The organism is Streptomyces sp. NPDC001668, assembly GCF_042893155.1.
Classification (GTDB): domain Bacteria; phylum Actinomycetota; class Actinomycetes; order Streptomycetales; family Streptomycetaceae; genus Streptomyces.
Window position 1 is genome coordinate 151512 of the sequence record NZ_JBIAUQ010000006.1, and the last position, 22435, is coordinate 173946.

At 71.1% G+C, this 22435-nt stretch carries 30 protein-coding genes and 2 pseudogenes; 22 read left to right on the top strand and 10 right to left on the bottom strand.

Annotated elements, in window-relative coordinates; translation table 11 throughout:
- The first annotated feature begins 29 nt into the window (after window positions 1-29).
- The 12 genes and pseudogenes from ACFYZ8_RS20335 (at window position 30) to ACFYZ8_RS20390 (ending at window position 8504) form a co-directional block, all read left to right on the top strand.
- The gene (locus tag ACFYZ8_RS20335) at window positions 30-1814 is read left to right on the top strand and encodes a type IV secretory system conjugative DNA transfer family protein (RefSeq protein WP_389049902.1); all 1785 of its coding nucleotides are present in this window, start codon (window positions 30-32) and stop codon (window positions 1812-1814) included.
- On the top strand, window positions 1811-2827 hold the full coding sequence (locus ACFYZ8_RS20340) for a hypothetical protein (RefSeq protein WP_389049904.1): 1017 nt from the start codon (window positions 1811-1813) through the stop codon (window positions 2825-2827). Before ACFYZ8_RS20335 ends, ACFYZ8_RS20340 begins: the two co-directional genes overlap by 4 nt.
- Window positions 2828-3084: 257 nt before the next feature.
- Window positions 3085-3330 carry a hypothetical protein gene (locus ACFYZ8_RS20345; protein WP_389049907.1) on the top strand — a complete coding sequence of 82 codons (246 nt, stop codon included), beginning with the start codon at window positions 3085-3087 and terminating at the stop codon, window positions 3328-3330.
- Window positions 3327-4493, top strand: coding sequence for a DnaB-like helicase N-terminal domain-containing protein (locus ACFYZ8_RS20350; RefSeq protein ID WP_389049909.1), 1167 nt, complete (start codon window positions 3327-3329; stop codon window positions 4491-4493). Before ACFYZ8_RS20345 ends, ACFYZ8_RS20350 begins: the two co-directional genes overlap by 4 nt.
- Window positions 4494-4563: 70 nt before the next feature.
- Window positions 4564-5148, top strand: a complete 585-nt coding sequence (locus ACFYZ8_RS20355) for a hypothetical protein (RefSeq protein ID WP_389049912.1) — start codon at window positions 4564-4566, stop codon at window positions 5146-5148.
- Between the two features lies 1 nt (window position 5149).
- Window positions 5150-5323, top strand: a pseudogene (locus tag ACFYZ8_RS20360) (DNA cytosine methyltransferase); the annotation flags it as partial.
- Between the two features lie 121 nt (window positions 5324-5444).
- Window positions 5445-5723 (top strand): annotated as a pseudogene (locus ACFYZ8_RS20365) (DNA cytosine methyltransferase); the annotation flags it as partial.
- Window positions 5724-6038: 315 nt separating this feature from the next.
- On the top strand, window positions 6039-6347 hold the full coding sequence (locus ACFYZ8_RS20370) for a hypothetical protein (RefSeq protein WP_389049913.1): 309 nt from the start codon (window positions 6039-6041) through the stop codon (window positions 6345-6347).
- A 153-nt stretch (window positions 6348-6500) separates the two neighbouring features.
- Complete coding sequence (locus ACFYZ8_RS20375; protein WP_389049915.1) at window positions 6501-7091, top strand: DUF4913 domain-containing protein; 591 nt, start codon at window positions 6501-6503, stop codon at window positions 7089-7091.
- Window positions 7088-7855: a glycosyl hydrolase gene (locus ACFYZ8_RS20380; protein WP_389049917.1), complete on the top strand. Its 768-nt coding sequence runs from the start codon at window positions 7088-7090 to the stop codon at window positions 7853-7855. The genes ACFYZ8_RS20375 and ACFYZ8_RS20380 overlap by 4 nt, the downstream gene beginning before the upstream one ends.
- Entirely contained in the window at window positions 7852-8340 is a 489-nt protein-coding gene (locus tag ACFYZ8_RS20385) for a hypothetical protein (protein ID WP_389049918.1), read from the top strand. The genes ACFYZ8_RS20380 and ACFYZ8_RS20385 overlap by 4 nt, the downstream gene beginning before the upstream one ends.
- Window positions 8337-8504 (top strand): hypothetical protein, encoded by a 168-nt coding sequence (locus ACFYZ8_RS20390; RefSeq protein ID WP_389049919.1) that lies wholly within the window; start codon window positions 8337-8339, stop codon window positions 8502-8504. Before ACFYZ8_RS20385 ends, ACFYZ8_RS20390 begins: the two co-directional genes overlap by 4 nt.
- A 73-nt stretch (window positions 8505-8577) precedes the next feature.
- On the opposite strand, the gene ACFYZ8_RS20395 is transcribed toward ACFYZ8_RS20390, so the two are convergent.
- Window positions 8578-8760 carry a hypothetical protein gene (locus tag ACFYZ8_RS20395; protein ID WP_389049922.1) on the bottom strand — a complete coding sequence of 61 codons (183 nt, stop codon included), beginning with the start codon at window positions 8758-8760 and terminating at the stop codon, window positions 8578-8580.
- Between ACFYZ8_RS20395 and ACFYZ8_RS20400 the strand changes: the two genes are divergently transcribed.
- From ACFYZ8_RS20400 to ACFYZ8_RS20420, 5 genes are all read left to right on the top strand, one after another.
- Window positions 8750-8998 carry a hypothetical protein gene (locus tag ACFYZ8_RS20400; protein WP_389049924.1) on the top strand — a complete coding sequence of 83 codons (249 nt, stop codon included), beginning with the start codon at window positions 8750-8752 and terminating at the stop codon, window positions 8996-8998. The genes ACFYZ8_RS20395 and ACFYZ8_RS20400 overlap by 11 nt on opposite strands.
- 170 nt (window positions 8999-9168) lie before the next feature.
- Window positions 9169-9714: a hypothetical protein gene (locus tag ACFYZ8_RS20405; protein WP_389049927.1), complete on the top strand. Its 546-nt coding sequence runs from the start codon at window positions 9169-9171 to the stop codon at window positions 9712-9714.
- A 48-nt stretch (window positions 9715-9762) separates the two neighbouring features.
- Window positions 9763-10599 carry a winged helix-turn-helix transcriptional regulator gene (locus ACFYZ8_RS20410; RefSeq protein ID WP_389049929.1) on the top strand — a complete coding sequence of 279 codons (837 nt, stop codon included), beginning with the start codon at window positions 9763-9765 and terminating at the stop codon, window positions 10597-10599.
- A gap of 174 nt (window positions 10600-10773) precedes the next feature.
- On the top strand, window positions 10774-11664 hold the full coding sequence (locus tag ACFYZ8_RS20415) for a DUF317 domain-containing protein (RefSeq protein WP_389050079.1): 891 nt from the start codon (window positions 10774-10776) through the stop codon (window positions 11662-11664).
- 71 nt (window positions 11665-11735) lie between these two features.
- On the top strand, window positions 11736-12224 hold the full coding sequence (locus tag ACFYZ8_RS20420; protein ID WP_389049931.1) for a hypothetical protein: 489 nt from the start codon (window positions 11736-11738) through the stop codon (window positions 12222-12224).
- Between the two features lie 4 nt (window positions 12225-12228).
- On the opposite strand, the gene ACFYZ8_RS20425 is transcribed toward ACFYZ8_RS20420, so the two are convergent.
- Window positions 12229-12612: a hypothetical protein gene (locus tag ACFYZ8_RS20425; RefSeq protein ID WP_389049933.1), complete on the bottom strand. Its 384-nt coding sequence runs from the start codon at window positions 12610-12612 to the stop codon at window positions 12229-12231.
- Between the two features lie 102 nt (window positions 12613-12714).
- Here ACFYZ8_RS20425 and ACFYZ8_RS20430 point away from each other — a divergent pair, with 102 nt between their 5' ends.
- The 5 genes from ACFYZ8_RS20430 to ACFYZ8_RS20450 all read left to right on the top strand — a co-directional run bounded on the left by ACFYZ8_RS20430 (window position 12715) and on the right by ACFYZ8_RS20450 (window position 15087).
- The gene (locus ACFYZ8_RS20430; RefSeq protein ID WP_389049935.1) at window positions 12715-13071 is read left to right on the top strand and encodes a DUF317 domain-containing protein; all 357 of its coding nucleotides are present in this window, start codon (window positions 12715-12717) and stop codon (window positions 13069-13071) included.
- A 349-nt stretch (window positions 13072-13420) separates the two neighbouring features.
- Entirely contained in the window at window positions 13421-13633 is a 213-nt protein-coding gene (locus ACFYZ8_RS20435) for a hypothetical protein (RefSeq protein WP_133910646.1), read from the top strand.
- A 91-nt stretch (window positions 13634-13724) separates the two neighbouring features.
- Complete coding sequence (locus ACFYZ8_RS20440) at window positions 13725-14054, top strand: esterase (RefSeq protein WP_389049937.1); 330 nt, start codon at window positions 13725-13727, stop codon at window positions 14052-14054.
- Window positions 14055-14187: 133 nt separating this feature from the next.
- Window positions 14188-14421 (top strand): hypothetical protein, encoded by a 234-nt coding sequence (locus ACFYZ8_RS20445; RefSeq protein WP_381208669.1) that lies wholly within the window; start codon window positions 14188-14190, stop codon window positions 14419-14421.
- Window positions 14422-14655: 234 nt separating this feature from the next.
- Complete coding sequence (locus ACFYZ8_RS20450) at window positions 14656-15087, top strand: hypothetical protein (RefSeq protein WP_389049939.1); 432 nt, start codon at window positions 14656-14658, stop codon at window positions 15085-15087.
- A 142-nt stretch (window positions 15088-15229) separates the two neighbouring features.
- On the opposite strand, the gene ACFYZ8_RS20455 is transcribed toward ACFYZ8_RS20450, so the two are convergent.
- From ACFYZ8_RS20455 to ACFYZ8_RS20490, 8 genes are all read right to left on the bottom strand, one after another.
- A complete protein-coding gene (locus tag ACFYZ8_RS20455) occupies window positions 15230-15814 on the bottom strand; it encodes a DUF6082 family protein (RefSeq protein ID WP_389049941.1) in 585 nt (194 codons plus the stop codon).
- Window positions 15815-16174: 360 nt separating this feature from the next.
- Window positions 16175-17416, bottom strand: coding sequence for a DUF6236 family protein (locus tag ACFYZ8_RS20460; RefSeq protein WP_389049944.1), 1242 nt, complete (start codon window positions 17414-17416; stop codon window positions 16175-16177).
- Window positions 17417-17525: 109 nt separating this feature from the next.
- Window positions 17526-17921, bottom strand: coding sequence for a hypothetical protein (locus ACFYZ8_RS20465; RefSeq protein WP_389049947.1), 396 nt, complete (start codon window positions 17919-17921; stop codon window positions 17526-17528).
- A 114-nt stretch (window positions 17922-18035) separates the two neighbouring features.
- Entirely contained in the window at window positions 18036-19805 is a 1770-nt protein-coding gene (locus ACFYZ8_RS20470; RefSeq protein ID WP_389049949.1) for a relaxase/mobilization nuclease domain-containing protein, read from the bottom strand.
- On the bottom strand, window positions 19805-20263 hold the full coding sequence (locus ACFYZ8_RS20475) for a plasmid mobilization protein (protein ID WP_330348757.1): 459 nt from the start codon (window positions 20261-20263) through the stop codon (window positions 19805-19807). The genes ACFYZ8_RS20470 and ACFYZ8_RS20475 overlap by 1 nt, the downstream gene beginning before the upstream one ends.
- A 203-nt stretch (window positions 20264-20466) precedes the next feature.
- On the bottom strand, window positions 20467-20691 hold the full coding sequence (locus ACFYZ8_RS20480; protein WP_107444253.1) for a hypothetical protein: 225 nt from the start codon (window positions 20689-20691) through the stop codon (window positions 20467-20469).
- Between the two features lie 103 nt (window positions 20692-20794).
- Complete coding sequence (locus ACFYZ8_RS20485; RefSeq protein ID WP_389049951.1) at window positions 20795-21853, bottom strand: DUF2637 domain-containing protein; 1059 nt, start codon at window positions 21851-21853, stop codon at window positions 20795-20797.
- Window positions 21850-22416 carry a WhiB family transcriptional regulator gene (locus tag ACFYZ8_RS20490; RefSeq protein ID WP_389049953.1) on the bottom strand — a complete coding sequence of 189 codons (567 nt, stop codon included), beginning with the start codon at window positions 22414-22416 and terminating at the stop codon, window positions 21850-21852. Before ACFYZ8_RS20490 ends, ACFYZ8_RS20485 begins: the two co-directional genes overlap by 4 nt.
- Window positions 22417-22435 lie beyond the last annotated feature (19 nt).

Consider the following 22435-nt stretch of genomic DNA (forward strand, 5'->3'; position numbering starts at 1 on the left):
CTTGTCCGTTCTCCCCCCTTGGACCCGCCATGTCCGCACCACGTACCAGCGCGCCCTCGACCACCACCGGCTCCGACGCGCTCCTCTACCTCCTGTTCGGCGTCCTCGGCGCCGCCATCGCCTTCGGCTCCCTCGCCTGGCTGACCGGCAACCTCACCAACTCTCTCGTCGGCACCGGCCCCTGGGCGCCGTTCGAGGCCACCAACTCGCTGTTGCACCCCGACGCGCTGTGGCCGCACCTGAGCCCCACCGCTCTGCTGGTCGGCGCGCGGCTCGTTCCCGGACTGCTCTCCGTCTGCCTCACCGTCACCGGCCTGGTTGTGTGGCTGCGGCTGCGCGGCGGTGCGAAGAACGGCCTCGCCCGCAGGCGGGATCTCGCCCCTCTGATGAACAAGGAGATCGCCGCCAAGGCGAAGAGCCTGCGGCCGAGCCTGTCCGGCCTCAAACCAAAGGAGGTCGCTCCCGCGGACCGCGGGATCCTCGTCGGCACGCATTCCCCGGGCCGGGCCGAGGTCCGTGCCTCCTGGGAGGACGTGATCGTCGCGATCATGGCCCCGCGCTCCGGCAAGACGTCCGGGCTGGCGATCCCCGCAATCCTCGCCGCTCCCGGCCCGGTACTGCTGACCTCGAACAAGGCGGCGAACGACGCCTTCACCGCGACGGTGGACGCCCGTGCCGAGGTCGGCACGATCTGGACGCTCGACCCGCAGCAGATCGCCCACCACCCGCGCGAGATGTGGTGGGACATCCTGGCCGACGCCCGTGACCTGGCTGGGGCGAAACGTTTGGCCGGGCACTTCGTCGCCGCAAGTGTCGACGAGTCCAGCGGTGCCGACTTCTGGTCCACCGCCGCGAGCAACACGCTGGGCGCGTTGTTCCTGGCCGCCGCGAGCCATCGGCGCCCGATCACCGATGTCCTGGCCTGGCTCGCCTCCCCCGCCGACCGCACGCCGGTGGACCTGCTCACCGATGCCGGACACGAGGCGGTCGCCGCCCAGCTCCAGGGCACCGTCAGCGGGGCCACCGAAACGCGGGACGGCATCTACGAGACCGCTCGGCAGTACGCGAGCTGTCTGCTCGACCCAGACATCGCCGCCTGGGTCACACCCGACAAGCGCCTTCCCGAGTTCAAGCCCTCCGCGTTCGCCACCTCCCGCGACACGTTGTACCTGCTCAGCAAGGACGGCGGCGGCTCGGCATCGGCGATCATCGCGGCGGCGGCCGACGCGGTGATGCGCGCGGCCGTGGTCGTCGCCGAGCGCTCCGGCGGGCGGCTCGACCCGCCCGCCCTGTGCGTCCTCGACGAGGCCGCCAACGTGTGCAAGATCTCCGATCTCCCCGACCTGTACAGCCACCTGGGCTCACGGGGCGTGATCCCGATGACGATCCTGCAGTCCTACCGGCAGGGCCAGCGGTGCTGGGGCGAGGCCGGCATGGACGCACTCTGGAGCGCCGCCACGGTCAAGATCGTCGGCTCCGGCATCGACGACATCGACTTCGCCGACAAGCTGAGCCGCGCGATCGGGGAGCACGAGGTACGGACCGTCTCCGTCTCCCGCTCCGACAGCGGCAAGTCGACCTCCGTGTCCATGCGCACCGAGCGGATCCTCGCCCCCGACGCGATCCGTGCGCTGCCCAAGGGCAAGGCACTCCTCCTGGCCACCGGCCTACGCATCGCGCTGCTCGACCTCAAGCCCTGGTACAAGGAGCCGTCGGCGAAGACCATCGCACCCGCCTCCGCCGCCGCCACGGCCACCATCACCGACCGCGCACTCGCGAAGGCGAACGACTCCGGCTTCGGGCGTGCGGCATGAGCGGGGTCTGGGACGTCCCCGCCGCCGAACGCGTCGCCGCCCTCCGGCGCGAAGCAGCCCACCATCCCGAGTCCGGAGCGCGGGAACTGTCGGATCTGGAACTCCTCAACCGGGCCTACGAGTCCGTCGTCCGCGACCGGATCGACACCCACGACGCCTACATGCGCCTGCTCACCGATCTACGCCACCACGACGACCAGGTCCGCACCGGGGCCGTGGCCGGCTTCCGCCCCCAGATCGACCGCATCGCCCGCCACGTCGTCAACGAACACCTCAAGCCCTACTGGCAGTTGGTCCACCGCGTCGAACACCTACCTGAACGGCTCTCCGCCAGGGACATCGAATCGCTGCGGTCCCAGGCGGCGTCGGTGCGGCACTGGCTACGCCAGGACGGGCCCGCCGAGGACCGGCTCGACCCCGGCGACGCCCGGGAACACCTCAGCACCCTGCGCACCGTCCTCGCCGCGCTCAAGGGACGCCAGGACGTCTCCACGGACGATGCGCTGCGGCTCATGGACGCGGCACTCAGCGACGGACCGCTGCTCGACATGTTCGAGGTCGGCACACCCGAACCGCTGCCCAAGCCCGCCCCACCCGCCTTCGCCGGAACCGGCTGGACAGTCCACGCCCACATCTGGACCTACCAACCGGCACCCGACGACGGCTTCGTCACCGCCGTCCGACTCGGCGACGAATGGCGTATCGACCTGTGGTCCCCCGCCGGCCCCCTCCTCGCACGCGGCACCGCACCCGAGAACGACGTCGCCGCCCTCGCCGAAGCCCTCGTCGCCCAGGCGCCAGCCTGGACCGCGGACCGCTCCGACTACGCCTGGCGCCGCTTCACCGACACCGCCAACGCCCTCCAGCACACCGACGACACCTCCCCACGAGTCCGAGCCGCCACCACACGCACCACGACACCCCACCGCCCCACACCGCACACCCCACCGCCCACCACGTCACCCCTCCCGGCATCCGCGCAGACGGCTCTCGACCGCGGCCGTCGCCGCTGACGGAGGTCACGCCGCTACTCGGCCAGGCGTATCCGCACCGCAGTCGCCGGCCTCTGGACCAGGCACCGATCGACCGGGTCACCGCCCACGAGTGGTCCGGACATCAGGGCGACATCTCCGACGCGCTCACGGACGCCGAACCGGAGAACGGCCATCCGGACGGCTTCCTGCCTAGTCCTGCCGCTCCGGCACCCCCGTCCGGGCCGACATCGGCTTCACGGCCTGCCCCTCCCCTCTACCTGCTCAGGAGTCCCCTCATGTCCTCGCGCACTCCGTCCCCTCCTCCGACGCGTTCCGAACGCCTCGCCCGGTCACCGGTCGTCCGACGCGGTGGCCAGTGGTGGCTCGTCACCGGTTCCGAATCGATCCTCGCCAAAGACCCGACGTTCACCAGCGCGCTGGACCGCTTCGCCGACGCGATGACCGCCGCCGACCAGACCGTCGCCGATCTCCACTCGCAGCAGGACGACCCGCCGACTCCCCGCCCCGGGCGGCGGCGATGAACCCGCTGCTGAGTGCCGAGCAGGCGGTGCTCGGCTCGGTGCTGCTCGACCCCAGCCAGCTCGCGCACCTGGACTGGCTCGCGCCCGATCACTTCTACCGGCCCATCCACCAGGCGCTGTTCGCCGCCTTGCGCAAGCTCCGGACCGAGAGCCATCCCGCCGTGGCGACCGGAGAACGCGTGCCGCTGTCCTGGGTGACGGACGCCGTCGCCGAGGCCAGTCACCATGTCCGAGGGCTGACCGCCGTGTATCCCCACATCCTGATTTCGGCCTGCCCGCGACCCGAGCACGCCCCGGTGTACGGCCGGATGGTGCTGGAGGGAGCGATCCACCGCAGCGTGACCGCGCACGCGATCCGCCTCCACCAGGCAGCCCGCGCCGACGCCCTCCAAGGTGAGGTGAAAGGAGCGCTGCACCATGCGGACGTCCTGGCCGGGGTGCTCGAAGACCTCGCGCGCCGCTGGGGGTCCGAACCGCGCCCGGTCGCCCCGGCGACACCGCCCCCCACAGCTCCCGTCGCGCCGCCGCCGGTACGAGCGGACCAGGTCGCCGAGGACGAGCAGTTCCTGCTGGCGGTCCTGGTCGAGCAGCCGAAGGCGATGGACGAAGTGGTCGGCTGGCTGCGACCCGACGACTTCGCCGACCCCGCCCACGGCCAGCTCTACCGCTGCCTGGGAGCGCTGCACCACCGCGGCGAACCCATCGACCGGATCACCGTGCTGTGGGAAGCCCAGCGGCGCGGTCTCCTCGCCGACGGCACGCTGACCGCCGAACAGCTCACCGCCATCTGCGACGGCGTCGGCGCCGGCAGCGCCGAGTGGCTCGGCGAGCAGATCATGCGCTCCTCCGTCGCCCGTACGGCCGCCGCCTCCGCCCGCGCCATCCGCGCCCTGGCCGAGAACGAGACCCTGGCCCCCGGACGGCTCATCAGCCACGCCCTGCACGCACTCGGGCCGCTCGACAACGTGCGCGCCCGCTGGCAGACCGCGAACGGCCACCCCACTCCGGCGCCGCCCGCGCCGCCGACCGAGGGGCCCCCGACTGCGCAGGTCCACGCCGCCCTCGCCCGCAGCACGGCGCGACCGGCCGCACGGCCCTCGGAATGCCCAGGCTCTGCCTCCACATCATCAGCAGCACGACCGCCCTCGCGCACCCACGGCTGAGCCGTCCTCCGCCCTCACCCAATCACCAACCAACCCAGCCCATCCGACCGTCCCCACCTTGGAACGCCCCGTGGACAACACCCCACTCTCCGACGCCCTGGCCCTGCGCGCCACGGCCTCCGCCTTCGACGCCCAGCGCGGCAAGCTGCCGGTGCCGGGAGACCCACACCGCTCACCCGACGTCGTCGCCGTCGCCCGCCAGATCTCCGAACTAGGAAAGCTGGTCACCGCTCTGGGCGACGAGGTCCTCTTCCGCGCCGCCGACCAAAACCAGGCGCCCCACACCGCTCGCGTGATCACCAACTTCGCCGCCGCCGTCGAGCCCGCGGGCGAAGCGGCTTCCGCCCTGGGGGCGGTAGCCCACCAGCTCGCCTTCCTGAACCAGAGCGAGAGTCTGCGCGACCAGCCCGACGCCAGGGATGCCCGGGAGGCAGCAGTACGGGTGATGGAGGAAGCACTCGCCACCGCCGGCGCGGCACTGCACGACGGAGCCAACTCCCTGTACGCCGCATCGGCAACGGTCTCTCCCCCGTCCGCGCGGCTCCAGGCTGCCCGCAGCCGGTCCGCGACCACCGCGCGCTCTCCGGGGCCTCCGCCGCCCAACGTCACCACGGCCCCGGCGGCCCCCTCGGACCAAATCGCACGGGGCCGGTGACATGGAGACCACCACCGCACAATCGCCGTTGATCGGCTCGCTCTGCTCGGGTTACGGCGGTCTGGACCTCGGGGTCCAGACCGCGCTCGGCGGCAGCCTGGCCTGGCACGCCGAGATCAACCCCGACGCCGCGCGCATCCTGGCCCGGCACTGGCCCGGCGTGCCCAATCTGCAGGACATCACCGCAGTCAACTGGGCCGATGTGCCTCGGGTGTGCGTCCTGACGGCCGGCTTCCCCTGTCAAAGACGTCTCCGTCGCCGGCCGCCGGGCCGGACTCAACCCCCACACCCGCTCGGGGCTGTGGCTGCACGTCGCCCGTGCGGTCGAAGCCCTCCGACCCTGCTTGGTGGTGATCGAGAATGTCCGCGGACTCCTCACCTCGCCCGCCGGTTCCCCTGGCGACGTGGAATTCTGCCCGTGGTGTCTGGGAGACGACCCAACCCAGCCTCCTGTGCGGGCACTTGGTGCCGTACTCGGCTCCCTGGCCGATCTCCGGTACGACGCGAGGTGGCTCGTGCTTCGTGCCTCCGACGTCGGAGCCCCCCATCGTCGCGAGCGCACCTTCCTCGCCGCCTGGCCCACCGAGCACCCTGCTCAAGACCCCCACGAGCAACATCGGCAAGAACGGCGGCTCCCAGCACCCGTCGAAGAGGAAGAGCGGCGGCCACGGCCCGAACCTGGCCGACGAGGTGGAGTGGCTGCTGCCCACGCCGAAGGCGTCGGACGGGACCAAGGGCTCGCCGAACCAGCGGCACGGCAACGGGGACATGACGCTGCCGAGCGCGGCAGCGTCGCTGCTGCCCACCCCGAAGGCGAGCGACACCGGCACCCCGGGCCGCCGTCCGGGCAAGGACTGGCGCCCGCCTCTGTCGGCGGTGGTCCTGCCGCTGTGGGCGGAGGCGGCCCCGGAAGCGGAGGGACCGACGAGCGATGGGGAGCGTACGCCTCCGCCATCGCCCGATGGGAGAACCTCACCCGCCCCGCGCCGACGCCCACCGACTCCGCCGGACGCCTGCGCGCCGACTTCGTGGAGTGGATGCAGGGCCTGGCCCCCGGCTGGGTGACCGCCACTCCGGGACTCGGCCGACCGGCTCAGCTCACCGCGCTCGGCAACGGCGTGGTCCCCCAACAGGCCGCCCGCGCCGTGCAGTTGCTGGCACCGGCCTTGCCGGACTGCCCCCGCTGCACCGCGCCGTAGCGCCCCAATAGCCGGTTTCCCCGGCCGCGCCAAATCGCGGAATCCCCGCATCCTCCTGCCCATGCCGACCTGCGAAGGGAGCACCACCGTGACCTCCAGAAGAGCGCGCCGCACCTCGCCCCCGCCCTGCTCGCTCACTCCCTTGGATCCGCCATGTCCGACCCCAGCAAGGCCACCCCCGAGCCGTTCCGCGTTCCCGACGGCGACCTCGACGATCTCGCCAGCACCCTCGCCAAGACCATGGCGGAGGTACGCCAGCACGGCGTCATCCTGGACCGCCTCGGCTCCGAGCCCGTCTCCACCCCTCAACCCACCGCGGACACCTCCACCGCAGGTGCCGTCGGCGCCGACAAGGCCGCCGCCCCGGCCTCGGTGTTCATCCTCGCCTTGGGCGGCGAGGCGTACGCCGTCGAGCTGGCCGCGCTCAGCGACTGGGTGAACTACCTGTTCCTGCCCGTCTACGGACGGGAGATCAGCACCACCCGACCGTGGTGCGACCAGTGGCACGAGCACCCCGAGGCCGTTGCCCGGCTGCACGCGCTCTGGCTCGCGTGGCAGCAGCTCACCGACGCCGAGGCCGGCCTGTCCGGTCCCTCGACGTGGCACCGCGACCACCTCGACCAGGCCCTGGTTCATCTCCGTGCCCCCGACGGCCCCTTCGCCGCATGCACGACGAGCCCGACCCGGCCCAACCACCGCGTGCTGGCCACCCCGGCGCCCGAGCTGACGGGAGCCACCCAGTGATCGCCGAACCCGACTTCCGCCTCGCCGACTTCGAGCCTGCCGACGCCGCCTCCGAACTCGCAGAGAGCAGCATCTGGGCCGGAGACCTGACCGTGCTGGCCGAGCACCACACCGCCCCGGAGGGGACGCACAGCTACCTCGTCGCCCACGACAGGTCGATGACCTGGGGCGTCCCCGGTGATCCGGCGCTCGTTGCCATCAAGATCACGCGGGACTTGCGCGAGCGCACGTTCACCTTCGAGACCGCGAACCACGCCAGCCTGGCGTTCGCCCAGAACTGGCTGATCGAGCGTGGCTGCCCGCCCGAGCGGATCGCCCAGGCCAAGGGGGACTTCCTGAAGCCCGCCGACGATCTCACTCTCTGGGTCGAGCGGCAGATCCGGGAGTCAGGCTCTCGTTACAAGGTCCTCGACAGCTGGACCTCGGACTTCGCCCCGTCCGAGACGTGGACGTTGACCCGTGACTCCCGCGCCGCTCAGGCACCGATTCGTGTCTTTCTCGAAGAGGTGAACCCCGACGCCCATACGTACACGATGCGCGAGGGCGCCTTCGCCGACGAGGCCGCTGCCCGGCACTGGCTGGAAGACCGCGGCAGTCCGCTGCCGCAGCCGCCGGACTACCGCGGTGAGGCCGCCGCCCGGCTGACCCGCGCCGCCCTCACCCGTTCAGCGGGTGCCTCCGCGATCCCGAAAGCCGGCCTCGACACGGGCAACGCGCCGTCGGCAGGAACGGGTCAGCGCCCGACTCCCCGGAGGCCGATGTGAGCCGCGCCCGCTTCGCCTTCGCCGCCCACCCGGACGCCATCGCGGACCTGCGTCAACTCCCCGACGAGATCCGCGACTTGGCGCTGCTGGAACTGCAGAACCTGGTCCACGGCAGCGACGACTGCCTGCCGCTGACCGGCCGCCTCGCGGGCTTCCACAAGGTCTACGTCGACCCGGGCGTCTCCTACCGGATGGTCATCCAGTTCCGCCCGGCCCCGCCCGCCTCGACCCACAAGCGCGAGATCTACCTCGTCGCGGCCGGTGCCCGGGAGGACTACGCGGTCTACCGCACGGCCCAGCTCCGCACCAACCGGACCGGCCTCAACCGGCCCGCCGACACCGACGCGGCGGCCGAGATACGGGTCCAGGCGGCCCGGTCCCGATCCCCCCACGCGATCGACCCGACCGCGTCCCTCCCAGCCACCGCACCGGCGGCAGCCAGCCCCGCCGCCCCGGCCGCCTCCCGAAAGGCCTCCATGCGATGACCGCCGACCGTGCGTTCCTCGACCGCACCGAACTGGCCGGGCTGCTCACCGACGCCGCGCGGAGCGTCTCGGAGGTCCTGACGACCGAGTACCCCACCTCCGCCGGCCGCTCCTATCTGCATCCCGTCCTCGGTCCGCCGGTCCCCGGGTTGTCCGCGAACTGAACGACCGGCTCGAAGAGTTCGTCGTCGAGGAGTCGCTGCCTTCCACCCCCGCCGGCCTGTTCACCCTGGCGTCCTACGCTTCCGCGCTCGGCTGGCTCACCGAGTCTCTCGCCGAGCTGACCGCCTCCGTCGACCAGATCTGCACGCGCGTCGGCATCCCCGCCGAGCCGCCGGACCCGGCCTTCGTCGCGCCCTCGCCAACGGACCAGGACGACGAGTTCGACTTCGCGTTCAGCGCGCTGGAGTTGGCCGCCATCCGCACAGCCGCCGAGGCTGCCGACCTCAGCCCCGGCGACTACGTCGAGGTGCTCTCGCGGTCCCTGCTCGCCGCCTCCCGGATCACCGACGCCTGCATGGAGATCTCCAGCGGCCTCCTCGAAGACGCCGCGTACGTCCTCAGTGAGGCAACCGATCACGTCCGAATTGGCGAGGGCCCCGACAGCCTGCCCACCCTGGTGCGCTCCCTGCTCGCCCGGATGGACGCTGCCGAATGAACCCCCACGACAGGGCGAAGCGGCCCGGCGCGCACCTGGTCGCCGAGAAGTTCTGCGTCGAGGCCCCTTGGCGCTGAGCGACGACCGTCCACCCCGCGACCCGCGTTCCCCCGCCGGCCCGACCGCCAAGCCCTCCCGCTCCCGCTGAAATCCTCAGGAGGAAGACCCCCATGTCCACCGTGATCTACACCCGCCACCTGGTCGAGCACCGGTACGGCCGACCGCTGGAGGACCTCCAGCGCCACAGCGCGCATGGCGGTTCGGGAGATCCCGTTCTGCCCATCGTGCTGCGGCGGCTCGACGGCCTGGCCACTACGAACGCCCATGCCCGTGCCGCCCGCCGCAATCTCGACGCGGCCTGGCAGCGCTGCCGCTCCGGCCACCACGCCCTCGACGACCTCGTGCTGCGGTACGCGGCCGAAGTCGTGGACCTCGAACGCCGCGAGCAGTCGGAAGCCGAGGCAGTCTGGGACCTGCTGGACGTCCGCCTCCTCCTGGACCAGCCTGCCGCCCGTCGGCCTTCGACCGCCCGGCGAACCGGCCCCGCGCCGGGCGATGAGGACCTCATAGCCGTAGCCCGCCAGGTCGCCGCCCGTCTGCCCCGGCTCAACCGCGAAGCTCTGCGCCAGGGCCTACGCGCCCGCGGCATCCACGTCAGCAACCGCCGCCTCGGCGCGGTGCTCCAGCGTCTCCGTGCCGAGCGCGACCTCCACTGATCCGCACCCCGCCGCCCGATTCCCCTTCGCCCTAACGGAGTTACCGCCATGTCCACCCCCACACAACCCGCAACCTCCCAGATCGGCTCCGTCGACGCCCAGCGCGTCGAGGACGCACTGTCCCTGATAGCGCCGAAGTGGACCACCTGGTCGGCACAGACTCTGGCCCAGCAGGGCGGCCCCATGCGTGTGCGTGATGTCGCCGCCCGCCTCCCCTTCGTCAGCGAGCAGTTCGTCGGCAAGCGGCTGGCCCAGATGCACGATGACGGGCTGGTGATCCGAGCCGGTGATCGCCACGGTGCCCCGTACCAGCTCAGTGGGTTCGGCAACGCCCTGTCTTCGGTACACCGTGCGCTGTCCGACTGGTCCCACGCGCACCTGCCGCTAGGCAAGGTGGCCGGTGCCGAGCGCGTCGAGGACGCCGTGCGCCGGCTGCACCTTCGCCACTCGACCGCCGTGATCCAGGTCCTCGACGCGGGCGGGCCCATGCGGTTCGTCCACATCGCCGAACAGGCAGGACTGGACAACAGCTTCACCCGGCAGCGCCTGATCCGGCTTCAGCTCGACGGCCTGGTCACCCGCACCGGACCGCGCCACGGCGATCCGTACGTCCTGACCGCAGCCGGGCGGGCGCTCGGCCCGGTCTACGCAGCCGTCGAGCACTGGAGCATCCCCGTCGCCGCACCGCGTCCCGCCCCTGTCCGGGTCGCGGCGGCCACGCGCACCCACACGGGCATCCCGCCGGGGTCGGACGGCATCCGTACCTCAGCGGCCCTGCGGCGGAGCACCGCCGCGCCCAGCTCCCTGTTCAGCCACGCCCCGCAGCCACAACCGCGGGTGCCGGTGGCCGTGGCCGCTCAGTCGGCCTCCTTCCGGGGCCGGTGATCCGGGTGGCGCTGAGAGTCAGCCGCTTCACGCCGTTGCCACGGCGCCCCCGTGCAGTCCAGCCGTTCGTTCCTCTGCGCACGCGGGCGCGTTCCCCTCCTACACCTCGGAGTCTCGACCGTGAACACCCAGCCCTACGACCAGCATCCCTATCAAGAGGTACTGGTCAGCCCCATGTACCTGGCCGGCTCCAACGGGACCGGGGACGCTGGCTTCGCCCCTGTCAGTCACTGGCCGCACCACTATCTCGACGAGGGCCCCTGCCAGCTCCTCGTCACCTCGCCCGACCAGCGAATACGGATCGGCTGGTTCGGCGACGACTTCGAACTGTGGAAGATCACCGCCGCCGAGGACGCCGTCTCCGCACCCCGCTGGACGGCAACCTTCAACCACGTCATCCCTGCCGAGATCGTCGCCGGGCTCACCAGCGCTCTGGCCCGCGACTACGCCGAAGCCGAGGCCACCGAAGGCAACGCGCGCTTCTTGACGAGCCCGTCGTTGTACTGGGCTGGTGCCGTCCGGCCGCTGACCAATGCCGGCTGGACCACCGACGGGGCGGCCGAGCGCGGCACTGTCGAGATCATCGCCCCCGACGGACAAGCGGGCGTTCTGATCGACAACCGCCTCTCTGACTGGGACGCCGAAACCGTCAGGCTGTGGGCCGGTCCTCCGGGTTGGGGCACGCGCGCGGAAGCGGTCTTCACAGCCCGCACCCCGACCCACCTGATCGCGGCGACCGCAGCCGCCATGTCGGACTCAGCCCCGGCGATTCGTGAGCGGCACCAGATCAACCGCAAGGTGGAGCACCTGGTCACGCTGGCTCCGGTCGGCCAAGCCGCCGATCCTCAGATCTCTCGTGCTCCGACCCCACTCGACGTGCGCCGCACCGCTGTCGCCCAGGCCGTCCACCGCGCCGCACGCGCCCCGCAGACAGCAGCCGACCTCCGCGTGGTGGCCGCTCGCAGTCGCACCGCGACTTGGGCACAGAATCTATCGGGCAACCTCGCACACGCAGCTGCGGCCAGGCCGCCGGCCAGCCCGTCGGCCCCACGGCACAGCCGCTGACTCCCGTCCCCAGCCCCTCCGAGACGTCGCCTCTGACCGAAGCAGCACCTCCGAATACCGGGAGTTCCGCCATGCCCGACGCCACCGCACTCGACCAGGCCGACGCGATGATCGAGAAAGCCTGGGGCCGCCCCATCGAGGCGCTGGAAACCCTCGCGGTTCGCCGCCCCGTCGAGGATCCGCTCCTGCGCTCGGCGATGCATATCCGTTCGAGCCTCGTCGTCTCGAACAACGCGGTCGCCGTCCACCAGGACCGTCTGCACGCCCTCACCCGGCCCGATCATGTGCCGGCCTTCCACGCCCTGGAGCGGATCACCAGCTCGGCGGTGGACCTGCGCGTCGCGCAGGCCGAGAGCCGCATAGCCCTGCAGGCGATCAGCCACGTGATCGAGGCCCGCGAAGCCGCCGTGACCACGGACCGGGCGCCGTCGCTCAGCCTGGTCCAGGCCGCTGTCGCCCGCTCCGCGCACGCGCCGCGTGCCCTGGGCCAACCACCGGACCAGCCCGCCCCGTCGGCCGCTGTCCGCCCCACGGTGGCCACGACCGGGCCCGGAAGGTAACCGGTCAGCGGGAGTCTTCGTCGCGATGGGCCGCGCCGGACCAGGAGTCCATCGCGCGGGCCAGCTCCACCAACGTCAGCTCGACGCGCCGGCCGTCCGCGATCCGACGCTCCACCACGGCTTCCCCGCAACGCTGCCTCCGCGCCTGGATGCCCACGGCCCACTGCCTGTCGGCCACCATCGCTATGTCGCCCACCGTCCACGGCCGTCCGGCGACACAGATCTTGCGCTCCAGCCCGGCACCGTCCCAGTGTCTGCTCGACTCCGCCATGGCCTGCCCCTTCTGCTCTGTACGGCCCCGCGCCGCAACCCGGTTACGACAACCGGTCGCGCCGGTCCATTCCCCGGCCCGCCGGCCTCCGCTCTCCTCGACGGCCAGTTCGCCCACGGCAGACCTCACCTTCCGGGAAACAACTACGTACTTCGGCACACCGCATGTCAACGTACGGACGTCGGGAAAACCCGCAGGTCAACGAAGGGACGCCCACTCGTGAACGCCTCCAGCACCCTCCTGCCAGCCGTCGTCCGCCCCGCCGTGGAGGAACGCGCCTGGCTCTCCAGCGACCACTGTGCAAGCCCGGTACTCGAACTGCTCGGCGGGCTCGGCTGGGCGATCGTCGACACCCCGGAGGCCAACGTGCACTGCACCAGCCCGGACGGCCGGGTGTACGTCGGCTGGCTCCCCGAGGACACCGCCGCCTGGAAGCGCGGCATCGTCTGGCAGGTCCGGGTCTGCCCCTCCGACGCCGAGCCCTGGATCCAGGAGTTCGGCCCCGACACCCCTTCCGAGGGCGTGGCCGGTTTCCTCGCCGCGCTCATCGCCGCACTTCCCCGGACCTCTCAGTAACGACGGCCAGACCGCCGCACTGCCGTCCGGCCCGACCTCGCGAAGGAGTCATCGTGGCCCGCACGCTCGGCGCTACCCGCCCCTACCGCCGGACCTGCCGATACGCACGGAAAGGCTGCACTTGCTACCTCTACCCCTCCACCATCGGATCGAAGGCGAAGGTCCTGCGCCGCCGCGCACAACGGCACGCAGAGAAGCGACGACTCCGCACCTTCTGACCTCGTCAAGCAAGCCCCCCACCAGCGCAGACCCGTTGCACATGTGCACGGTGACCTGCTCCGCCTCGACGCCTGGTGACCATCCACCAGCCGCACCGCTTCACCCTCTATCTCGCTCTCGGAGATCTCCCGTGCCCCAGTGCCTGACCGTCGGCCACCTGCTCCGCCAACTTCAGAACCTCGACCCCGACCTGCCGATCCGCCTGGCCGTCAACCCCGACTGGCCCTTCGCCCACTACGTCGGCACCGACGTCGTCGTGGGCGACGGCATGGCGTTCATCGCCGAAAACGGCCAAGAGGGCTACCTCCCGGCATCGGTCCGCAACGCCCTCGCCTGGGCCTGACCCGCCGTACGGACCTGTCCAGGAGGCCCCGATCTCACCGCGACACCGCCCTTCCACCGCCCACCCTCTGCACGCCCTCGCCGTGCGGCCCATGCCGCCGGGAGCGAGCGGCGCACTGGTCCAGCGCGTCTCCGCCCTCCCGGAGGGACCGCTCGACGTCTCCTGGCTCCCAGCGGACACCCATGAACTCCCGCTCGGCCGTATCCGTCTGCACTGGGAGCCCGCCTCCCGCGCGGGCTGGGACGTCACCGCCCACCTCGGCCTGGCCACCACCGAGGTCCTCCTCGCCTCCTGGCCCGCCGCCCCCGACGACTGGCCGCGCCTGGTCCGCCCCACCATCCACGAGGTGACCGGCCTGTGCGCCGCCCTCGCGGTCGCCACCAGCGCCCTGGACCTCTCCAACCGCCTCGCCGGGGTATGACCGCAACCGCGCTGGAGGCCCGCCACCTGGCAGGGCTGGCAGCCGGTCGGCCGAGGGTCCCGCAGCGACCCGCCCGACCCGACGGCACCGCATCCGACTGACCGGCAGTCGGTCCCACCCATAGGCTGCGGCCATGACGACCGACTCGCCGATGCCGTCCCCACCGTTCCCCTCGCCCGACAGCGCCGTACTCCGGCTGATTGTCGGCAACGCCATCGCGGCGGTCCGCAGCGGCGAAGCCTCGGTGGAGGAGGCGATCCTCCACGCAGCCGTCCACGGTTGGTACGAGGGCCACGTCCAGGGCGAGGACAAGTGCCCCGGCTGCGACTTCCGGGGCGAGCTACCCAGGTACGGCAACCGCGGCTGAGCGTGGCCGGATCCGTTCACTCCTGCTCTTCGTGCTCGACAACAAGAGGGTCGTTCCGTGGCGCGCCATGGGCCCTGGGAGCGTGGACGGCATAGCCCACAACCAGCGGGCACGCACGCCCGTGTAGGCGCGCGTCCTTCCCCCAGCGCCGGTGGGCGTACGAGGACGACCAAGTGGGCGTCGGAGCCACGTGACCTGTGGCAAGCTCATCTCCTCGGGGGAGAGGAACAGCTGATGACCCATTACCAATGCGGATCGTGCTCGTTTCAGAGCGACCATCTCGGCGAGACTGAACAGCACTCGCAACAGACGGGCCACGTTTGCATCGGCAAGGACGGTGCCGGGCCGGCCGGAGGTAAGTTCGGCAAAGCCAAGGTCCTGGTCAAGGCCGGCGTCGGCGTTCTGGCCACCACCGCCATCGGGGTCCTCGCCTGGAAGTACAAGGGACTTCAGGAAGAGCACGAAGGGCTTCAGGAAGAGCACGAAGGGCTTCAGGAAGAGCACGAGGAACTCCAGACGAAGCACGAGGGGCTCCTGTCCATGGCTGCCGGCCTGGTCACGCAGTTGGCGGAGTCGACGGCGGAGAAGGAGAGTCTGAAGTCGGAAAACGACTACCTGAAGTCAGCCACCGGTGCCTCGAAGACGCTCAAGAGCTACGACTGCTGAGTGAGAACTTACCGCGGGTGGTGCCACTGGGTGGACGGGTGCCCCAGTGCTCGATGCCGTTGAAGGGTCAAGTGGGTTGTGATCTCGTGGACCCCCGGTCGGGGAGGGACGGGGGCCACGAGATCACAACCCCGCACAGACCCTAGGAGGGCCTGTCTGTCCGTTCTTGGAACTCTGCGAGGGCGGGTGCTGGCCCTGCCGCCACGGCGGCCTGGTAGCGCTCCTCCACCAGGTTGACGAACGTACGGTCACGGCGATCACCCGCGCTCATGGTGCGGCGCCATCCAGGCCCTTCGCGCTCCCACTGTTCGCGCGCGATCTCGCCGCGGAAGTGGCTGTCGAGCTTCACGGCGAGCTTCTGAGCGGGTAAGTGACCGATGCGGAAGCGCTGCAGCAACTCGCCGAGAGCAAGGGACGTGATCAAGTGCTGCTGGTGCCTCTTCAAGGAGACCGGCGCGTTGGGCGGTGACCACGCTTGGAGCAGATCCGGGTTGCTCAGCGCAAGCGCCGCGAGTTGGAGGTGGCTATCCCTGATGGCCTGCTCGTTGCTCGTACGGGCCTGGCGAACCTGGTAGAGGAGCGAGAGTGCCACGCCGGCAAGGGCTACGGCCGAGAACACGACAGAGACGGCCCCGTACGTCTGACTGACGTCACTGAGCTTTCCCCAGTCCGTGCCTGCGGGAGCCATCGCGGCCAGCAGGAACGGGGTGAACGCGATCAGTCCCATCACCCCGAGTCCGAGTAGGCCGTACGCCAAGCCCGTCGAAAGCCTCCGGGCGCGTTGAGTGCTGCCCCTGCCGGTCGTCACATGTCCCCCCTGGATACCCGATTGGCGACGCTCGCCGACCAGGATGAAGCTGGCTCCGACCCGCGACAAGTAGGCCCGGCGAGCCAGCCAGGGAGCTGACGATCAATAACTCCTCTGTTTCTGTGGCCTGTTGGTCCGTAGGGTGCGGGTGTTACGGAGGGGTTGAAGCGGCACCGTAGGCGCGCACGCGAACAACGAGATCAAGGAGTTGTTGATCGACCGCTCCCTGCCGTGATCAAGCTCAGAAGCTGCGCAAGAGAGTCACCCGTGAAGTACGAGCTAGATTCCGGTGCCCGCGGCTCGGCCAAGCGCTCGCGCCACCCGCCGCACCAGTGTGGTCGGCTTCAGGTTCCGTTCCACCCTGAGCAGGTAGCTGACCGGAGAGCCAGCAAGCTGAGTGTCGCGTGCCTCCACGGTGGCCTGGCGCAGGGTCGCGGCGGCGATCGCGAGACTTCCTCCGGCGATCGGCACGTTGCCTGCCCAGCCGCTCGCCGCCGCGGCGAGGGCGGGCACTTCGAACTTGTAGTTCAGCGCGCTGTAGAAGGTTTTGAGGTTGAGGCCGCTCATAGCCTTCCGCAGGTCCTCAAGTGGCTGGGCGATGCTCTCGTCGAATGTCATCCGGAGGTGGTGTTCGAAGGCTGCGCGGTCTTCGATGCCTCCCACCTGCTCCCGCAGGTCTGCCGCAGCCTTGTCGACTGCTCGCCTGAAGGCACTGAATTCTGCCTTGTAGTCGTTCCGCAGTTGGATGATCTTCGCCACCGGCACCGAGCGCAGGCCGTCCGGGAGGACGCACTGCACGGCCATCAGCCCGAGTCGTGTTGTCTCGCCGGAGCTTGCCGGTCGGGGCGGCTCGCCCAACATGGCGGCAGCGATCCGGTCGCTGTCCCAGCCGTCCGTGGCGCTGTGGGCCGCGACCTGGTCGGTGATCGGCGCGTAGCGCGTACGGCGGGCCAGCTCCTCGGTGAGCACGCACTTGTAGATCCAGGCCAGGACCGGGTCCATGGCCAGCCACGTCACGTCTGCGGATCTGGCGATGCGCGACCGCATGGCCGACACGGCGAGACCGGCACCGCGTAGGGCGCCGGCAAGCCCTGCGTCTACCTCGTGCGGGTAGAGGCCGGCGAGGGGGCGTTCGTCGCGCGGAAGCGTTCGCAGGTCGTCCGGCGAGGTCGGCTCGGCGTTGATGATGCGCTCTCCCATCAACAGCTCAGGCCGGTTCCCCTGATGCGTGTGGAAGGGTCGTGTGTCGGCCGTTGCCAGAAAGCGCTGCCTCAGTTCGGTGCCGTGGTCCTCGACAGCCTTCAGGAAGGCTGGGGCGACAGCGGCTGCCGCCTCCCTGGGGTCCACGTCGGTGAGGAAGTTGTCCAGCCCGTCGCGCAGGGCCTTGACCAGGTCCGAGTCGTTGACACGAAAACCGCGTGGTACGACTCGGGCCAGACCCGGCCAGTAGAGGGCGGCGGCCTTGATCCACTGCTCCTTGCGGAAGTGCACGTACGGGTAGTAGAGGCCGATCCGCTGCACTGCTGCCCTTTCACCGCGTCATGTCGGCCTCACCGGATGCGTCCGGGGGCCGACAGCATGCTACGCAAGCGGTGTTCGCTGCTGGTGCAGGGAGCGGAACCGCGCTGCCCTACTCCAGGTAGGTGCCGGCGAACGCGCCGTCGAAGCCGAGTGCGATCAGGCCCTGTCCGACGCTGGGGTACGTCGTCCCGTCCGGGATGGCGATCATGGCGTCAAAGTCGGCGCGGCTGATCTCGGGCTCGAGCCACTGGTTGCCGCAGCGGCAGCGAACCCAGACATTGCGGCCGTGGTTGATGAGCAGCCAGTCGCGCCGGGCCCGGCAGGCCGAGCACAGCACGGGGATGCCGCGCAGGGCCAGCTCCGGCGGGTGGCTGAGGCATCGCGTCGTTCCGGGTCCGCTGGGCGGCTGCGTCTCGTACTGGAGTTGCAGCAGCGGATCACTTCCGGCGGGGGCGGCGGGCAGGACGGGGGCCGTCTCTACGTGGTTGTCGGTCGTTCTGAGCACGAGCGTCGTCTCCCGGTCGAGGGCCTTCTCTTCATCCGTAACAGCCGGTGGAGCGGGTTGTCCAGGTGTTTCGCGCAGTCCGGCAGAATGGTGGCGGGCTTGCCGGACTGCTGGTCAGCGACGCGGCGGGCGGCTGTGCGGGTCCGGTGCGGCGGGCCGAGGCGAGGGCGGGGGCGCGGTCCGGACGCCGATCCGATTGGAGGGAGGTTTGGCGCGGCCGGTGCCGAATTGGGTTCGTCGAGTGGCTTCGCCTGGGTGGGCGGGGAGCTGGGCGAGGCGGCGCAGTCGCCAGACCAGGACGTCGTTCACGTCCTCGGCCGTGTCGAGTTCGCGCATGGCGATGGCCTCCTGCAGGAGGGCCTTCGGGTCGTGGCCTGCCTGCTCGGCCTGAGCCAGGGTGGCGGCCAAGGCGTCGTTCTTCGTGCTCGTGCGGGGTCGGGTGCGGTTCTCGGGCAGGGCGGCGCGGATGGTGGTCTCGTAGGTGCGGCGCTGGGCTTCGGGCAAGGCTCGGCCCTGGTCGCGCAGGGCCTGCATGGGTGCGGCGGCGGCATGGCGGTAGGCGGCGCGAAGGTGCTCGGCGGCCTGTCGGGAGGCTTCGGCCTGCTGGGCGTGACCGCGTGCGGAGTGCCAGCGTGCTGCGGCCAGCGCCACCAGGACCAGGGTGGAGACGAGCATGGCGGTGGTGCCGCCGTCTTCTCCCCGGCCGAGCGCGCCACCGGCCTGGATGATGCCCCGGGCCGCCGAGCGGATCGCCCGGGTGTCGGCGCGTTCGGCTCGGACGTGGCTGCGGGTGGCGCGTTCGAAGGAGCGGGCGGCAGCGCCGAGTTCGGCGCGGGTGGCGGCCGGGGAGGTCTGGGCGACGGCGTCCAGGAGTTCACCGACTCCGACGAGTTGGGCTGCGGCTTCGTCGTCGTCGCTGTCCAGGAGGACTGCGGCGCGCTCGGCGATCCCGGTCGCGGTGCGTCGCCCCCGTGCGGACGGCGACCAGTCCAAGCGGACGCTGTCGGCTTCCAGCAGCGGGCCCGTCTCGGGGGTTCCGTCGGCAAGGCGGCGCTGGATCCTGGGATAGGAGAGGTCGGGGGCCAGGGTCGAGCCCGCGAACCAGACCGGCTCGCGATCACGGTTGCGGTCTCCGGGCAGCGCGACCGTGTAGCCGAGGACGGCCCCGGAAGGCGCGTGCCGCAGCTTGACGCGCAGGCCCGCCTCGCGAAGGCGGGTGAAGAACTCGGCCTCGCTGGCGGCTCCGGCGACGGCCTGACGGACGGCTTCGCGCAGCGTCTCGCGCGCTGTCTCGGGTCGGCCGACCCGCTCGGCCTTGAAGCGCTCGGCGCTGGTGGGCGTCTTGGCTCCGGTGCCGTCGCCGGGCTTGAGCCGACGCAGGCCCATCTCCTGTTCGATACGACGGCATTCGGCCTGGGCCTTCTTGAAGTCGTAGTTCATCCTCGGGCGGCGCAGGTCGCCTCGGACCATGGTGGCGAGGATGTGGATGTGGTCGTCGGCGTGGCGCACCGCGACCCAGCGGCAGCCGTCAGGATCGCCTTCGGGGGCGAGGTTGACCGCCTGGACCAGGCGGCGGGCGACGGTGTTCCACTCGTCGTCGGTCAGGGTCCGGTCGCCGGGGTCGGTGCGGACCGAGCAGTGCCAGACGTGCTGGGTCGGCGCCTTGTCGCCAGCCTGCTTGACCCGCAGGTCCAGGGCGGCGGCGAGCCGGGCGAGGGTGACCTTGGGGTCGGGGTCGGGGCTGGTGTCGCGACCGGGGTCGGGGGCGAAGCCGTCCCAACTGCCGACGAGGTGGGGGTCGGTGTGCTCGTCGCGCTTGCCGGGGCCGTACAGGTAGACGAGCAGGCCATGGGTGCGCGAGCCGCGTCGGATCTTGGGGACCATCAGAGGCGCTTCTTCACCAGGGTGTCTGCCGCGTCGTCCACGCGGGTCAGGACGCGGTTCACGGTCGTCAGGGCGCGGTCGAGTTCGCCGGGGAGGGGCTGTCCTCCGGCGTTGTAGACGAAGGCGATCTGGTTGATGTTGTTGCCGACACGGGAGATGGCGGTGCGCAGGGCGGCCAGCTCGTCGATGGCGGCGTCGAGCTGTTCGTTGGTGTGCACGGTGGTCGAACCGCGGGCGACGGCGAGGCCGGCGGCGGCGAGGAAACGGGCGACGGTGACGGCGCGCTGCTTGGCGGCGGCAGTGATCTCGCTCTTCTCGGTGTCGGACAGGCGGGTGGTCGTCTTGTGGGTGCGCTGGCTCGGGTTGCGGGTGCGTCGGCGCGGCTTGCGGTCGGGGAACGCGGGTTGGCTCGGGCTCTGCTGCTCGCGCGGGGCGCGGTCGTCTGCTTCTCCTCCCACGACCGGCGCCCCCTGGTGCCGGGAGTCCGGCCGGTCCCCGTGCGCCCTCGCTCGGGGAGCAGCCGGACTTCCCCCGCTCCCCTGGGCGGGGGCAAGTGCGTACGACGGGCCGTAGGACCGTCGTACGCGACAACTTGCTCCGCCTGGAGCCGAGTTGGAGTCACGCGGCGGTCCGGAGGTGCTGGCCGTCGGGTCGTTGGCGGTCACCGGCCCGTCTCCGCGTCCTGCTGGTGGATGTCGCGGACGATGTCCTCGATCCAGTCCATGGCGAGGACCGGGTGGTGCAGGGTCCAGGGGCGGCTGTGTCGATGTCGTTGCACGGTCCAGGTGTTGTCGGGACCGGATTCGGCGCGGTGGAGGTGGCCGCGCTGGTGCAGGACCGTCAGCCAGGTGTCCACCTCGGCGGGTGTCGCGGGTTTCGTGCGCATGGCGGTGCTCTCCGGTTCACGGGAGGACGTCGTGGGGCGGGCCGTCCGGGCGGGTGACCGACCGAGGTGTCCGACTCGGTCACCCGCCCCATGGGGTGTGCGGTCAGTTCCGGGGGGTGGTGACCGTCTGTCCGTGCTGCTGGCGGAGCTGGACCATCAGGGCGGTCAGCGTGTCGCTGGACAGCGGGATCTGCTGACCGCGGATCGCCTGGGCGACCACCTTGCGGGTCAGTTTGTCCTCGGCCCTGACCGCTGACCGGGCGATCTCCAGCAGCTCCTCGGTGTCCGGGTCAGGTCGCCGGCCACCGGTTGCCCGGGGGGTGCCGTCAGCGACCGGTGCCGGAGTGACCGGCCGGTCGTTAACCGGCGAGAGGTTGTTCGGGTAACCAGTGACCGGCTCGGTGACGGTCTGTCGGTCACTGACCGCCGGGGTGGTGTCCGGCTGTCCGCCCAGGTCAGCGGCCTTGGGCTCCCAGCCATGGTGACCAGTGTCCGGACTGCTGCTGTCCGCCGGGGTGCTGTCCCCGCTCGGTGTCCGGGCATCCGGGGTTTGCTTGTCCAGAGACAGGCGGGGCCGGTCGGTCAGGGCGGTGACCGGCTGTCCGGCGCCGACCTGACCGGGCTGCGGCTGCTGCTGACCTGCCCGGTCAGTCCGAGTGACCGCGATGCGCTCGGGCTGACCGGCCTGACCGAGGTCATCGCGGTCACCTCGGTCACTGTCCTTGACCGGCCCCCGGGCGATGAGGATGTACAGGTGCACCGCACCGGCCAGGGCCAGCGGGGCGATGGTGGACAGCACCGCGACCACTGCGTCTCCGAGCCGCAGGCCGGTGGCCGAGGTGTTCTCTTCGTTGAGCCTGACCGCGTGCAGCGCGTTGGCCCAGATGCTGGCGGCGGTGGCCGTGCCGAAGAGCGTCCACACGTAGAACCGGGCTCGCAGGGGGGCGTTGCGCAGGACCAGCAGGGCACGGATGCCGTACGCGATGAACCCGTCGATCACCAAGGGGAAGAGGTAGGTCAGCAGACCCCGCACGTGGATGGCGACGGCCATCTGCTGCAGGGCATCGTAGGACAGGGCGCATCCTGCGCCGCCGAGGGCTATGACGACCGCGCGGTCCCAGCCGGTGACGTGCGCCGTACTTGGCGCGCTCGCGATACTCACGCCGCCGTCCCGAAGTCGTCGCGGCCCAGGTGCTTGCCGTCGGTCTCAGGGGGTGAGGCGGTCTTCGTGTTCTTCTCCAGGTCGCGGTTGCGCAGGGCTCGGCGGGTCTCGCGGTAGAGCTTCTGGGCGTGCTCCTCGCTGATCTTCAGGAGCCAGGCCAGGCGTTGTTCGGTGATGCCGTGGCGGTAGGCGGCGCGCACGACCGCGCGGCGCTCGGCCTTGGTGAGGTGCACGTCGCGTCCGGCGATGGTGGCGTTGACCCGGCTGTAGTCGAGGCGGCTGGCGAGTTTCCCGTGCAGCAGCTCGCGCTCCTCCTCGGTCATCCCGCCCCGGATGCCGTGGGTGTCGCCGCCTTCCAGGGCGGCGTCCAGGCAGGTGCGGCGGACCGGGCACTGGCCGCACAGCGTCTTGGCTGCTGTGATCTTGACGGTCTCGTCGGGCTCGGGGAAGAAGATTTCGGGGTCCACCGGGTTGTACTCGGTGCTCTGGCAGACGGCCTGGTCCTGCCAGGTGTGGTCACCGAGCGAGCGGTGGCGGGCAGGGCTGATCGTCGTGGTGGTCATGCGGGTTGCTCCGATCGCT

What these genes read in the sequence shown, in the direction of transcription:
- ACFYZ8_RS20335 (WP_389049902.1), top strand. Translation starts at nt 30, where the DNA reads ATGTCCGCACCACGTACCAGCGCGCCCTCGACCACCACCGGCTCCGAC.
- ACFYZ8_RS20340 (WP_389049904.1), top strand. Translation starts at nt 1,811, where the DNA reads ATGAGCGGGGTCTGGGACGTCCCCGCCGCCGAACGCGTCGCCGCCCTC.
- ACFYZ8_RS20345 (WP_389049907.1), top strand. Translation starts at nt 3,085, where the DNA reads ATGTCCTCGCGCACTCCGTCCCCTCCTCCGACGCGTTCCGAACGCCTC.
- ACFYZ8_RS20350 (WP_389049909.1), top strand. Translation starts at nt 3,327, where the DNA reads ATGAACCCGCTGCTGAGTGCCGAGCAGGCGGTGCTCGGCTCGGTGCTG.
- ACFYZ8_RS20375 (WP_389049915.1), top strand. Translation starts at nt 6,501, where the DNA reads ATGTCCGACCCCAGCAAGGCCACCCCCGAGCCGTTCCGCGTTCCCGAC.
- ACFYZ8_RS20390 (WP_389049919.1), top strand. Translation starts at nt 8,337, where the DNA reads ATGACCGCCGACCGTGCGTTCCTCGACCGCACCGAACTGGCCGGGCTG.
- ACFYZ8_RS20395 (WP_389049922.1), bottom strand. Translation starts at nt 8,760, where the DNA reads ATGGCGGCCAACTCCAGCGCGCTGAACGCGAAGTCGAACTCGTCGTCC.
- ACFYZ8_RS20405 (WP_389049927.1), top strand. Translation starts at nt 9,169, where the DNA reads ATGTCCACCGTGATCTACACCCGCCACCTGGTCGAGCACCGGTACGGC.
- ACFYZ8_RS20410 (WP_389049929.1), top strand. Translation starts at nt 9,763, where the DNA reads ATGTCCACCCCCACACAACCCGCAACCTCCCAGATCGGCTCCGTCGAC.
- ACFYZ8_RS20415 (WP_389050079.1), top strand. Translation starts at nt 10,774, where the DNA reads ATGTACCTGGCCGGCTCCAACGGGACCGGGGACGCTGGCTTCGCCCCT.
- ACFYZ8_RS20420 (WP_389049931.1), top strand. Translation starts at nt 11,736, where the DNA reads ATGCCCGACGCCACCGCACTCGACCAGGCCGACGCGATGATCGAGAAA.
- ACFYZ8_RS20440 (WP_389049937.1), top strand. Translation starts at nt 13,725, where the DNA reads ATGCCGCCGGGAGCGAGCGGCGCACTGGTCCAGCGCGTCTCCGCCCTC.
- ACFYZ8_RS20445 (WP_381208669.1), top strand. Translation starts at nt 14,188, where the DNA reads ATGACGACCGACTCGCCGATGCCGTCCCCACCGTTCCCCTCGCCCGAC.
- ACFYZ8_RS20450 (WP_389049939.1), top strand. Translation starts at nt 14,656, where the DNA reads ATGACCCATTACCAATGCGGATCGTGCTCGTTTCAGAGCGACCATCTC.
- ACFYZ8_RS20455 (WP_389049941.1), bottom strand. Translation starts at nt 15,814, where the DNA reads ATGGGACTGATCGCGTTCACCCCGTTCCTGCTGGCCGCGATGGCTCCC.
- ACFYZ8_RS20470 (WP_389049949.1), bottom strand. Translation starts at nt 19,805, where the DNA reads ATGGTCCCCAAGATCCGACGCGGCTCGCGCACCCATGGCCTGCTCGTC.
- ACFYZ8_RS20480 (WP_107444253.1), bottom strand. Translation starts at nt 20,691, where the DNA reads ATGCGCACGAAACCCGCGACACCCGCCGAGGTGGACACCTGGCTGACG.
- ACFYZ8_RS20490 (WP_389049953.1), bottom strand. Translation starts at nt 22,416, where the DNA reads ATGACCACCACGACGATCAGCCCTGCCCGCCACCGCTCGCTCGGTGAC.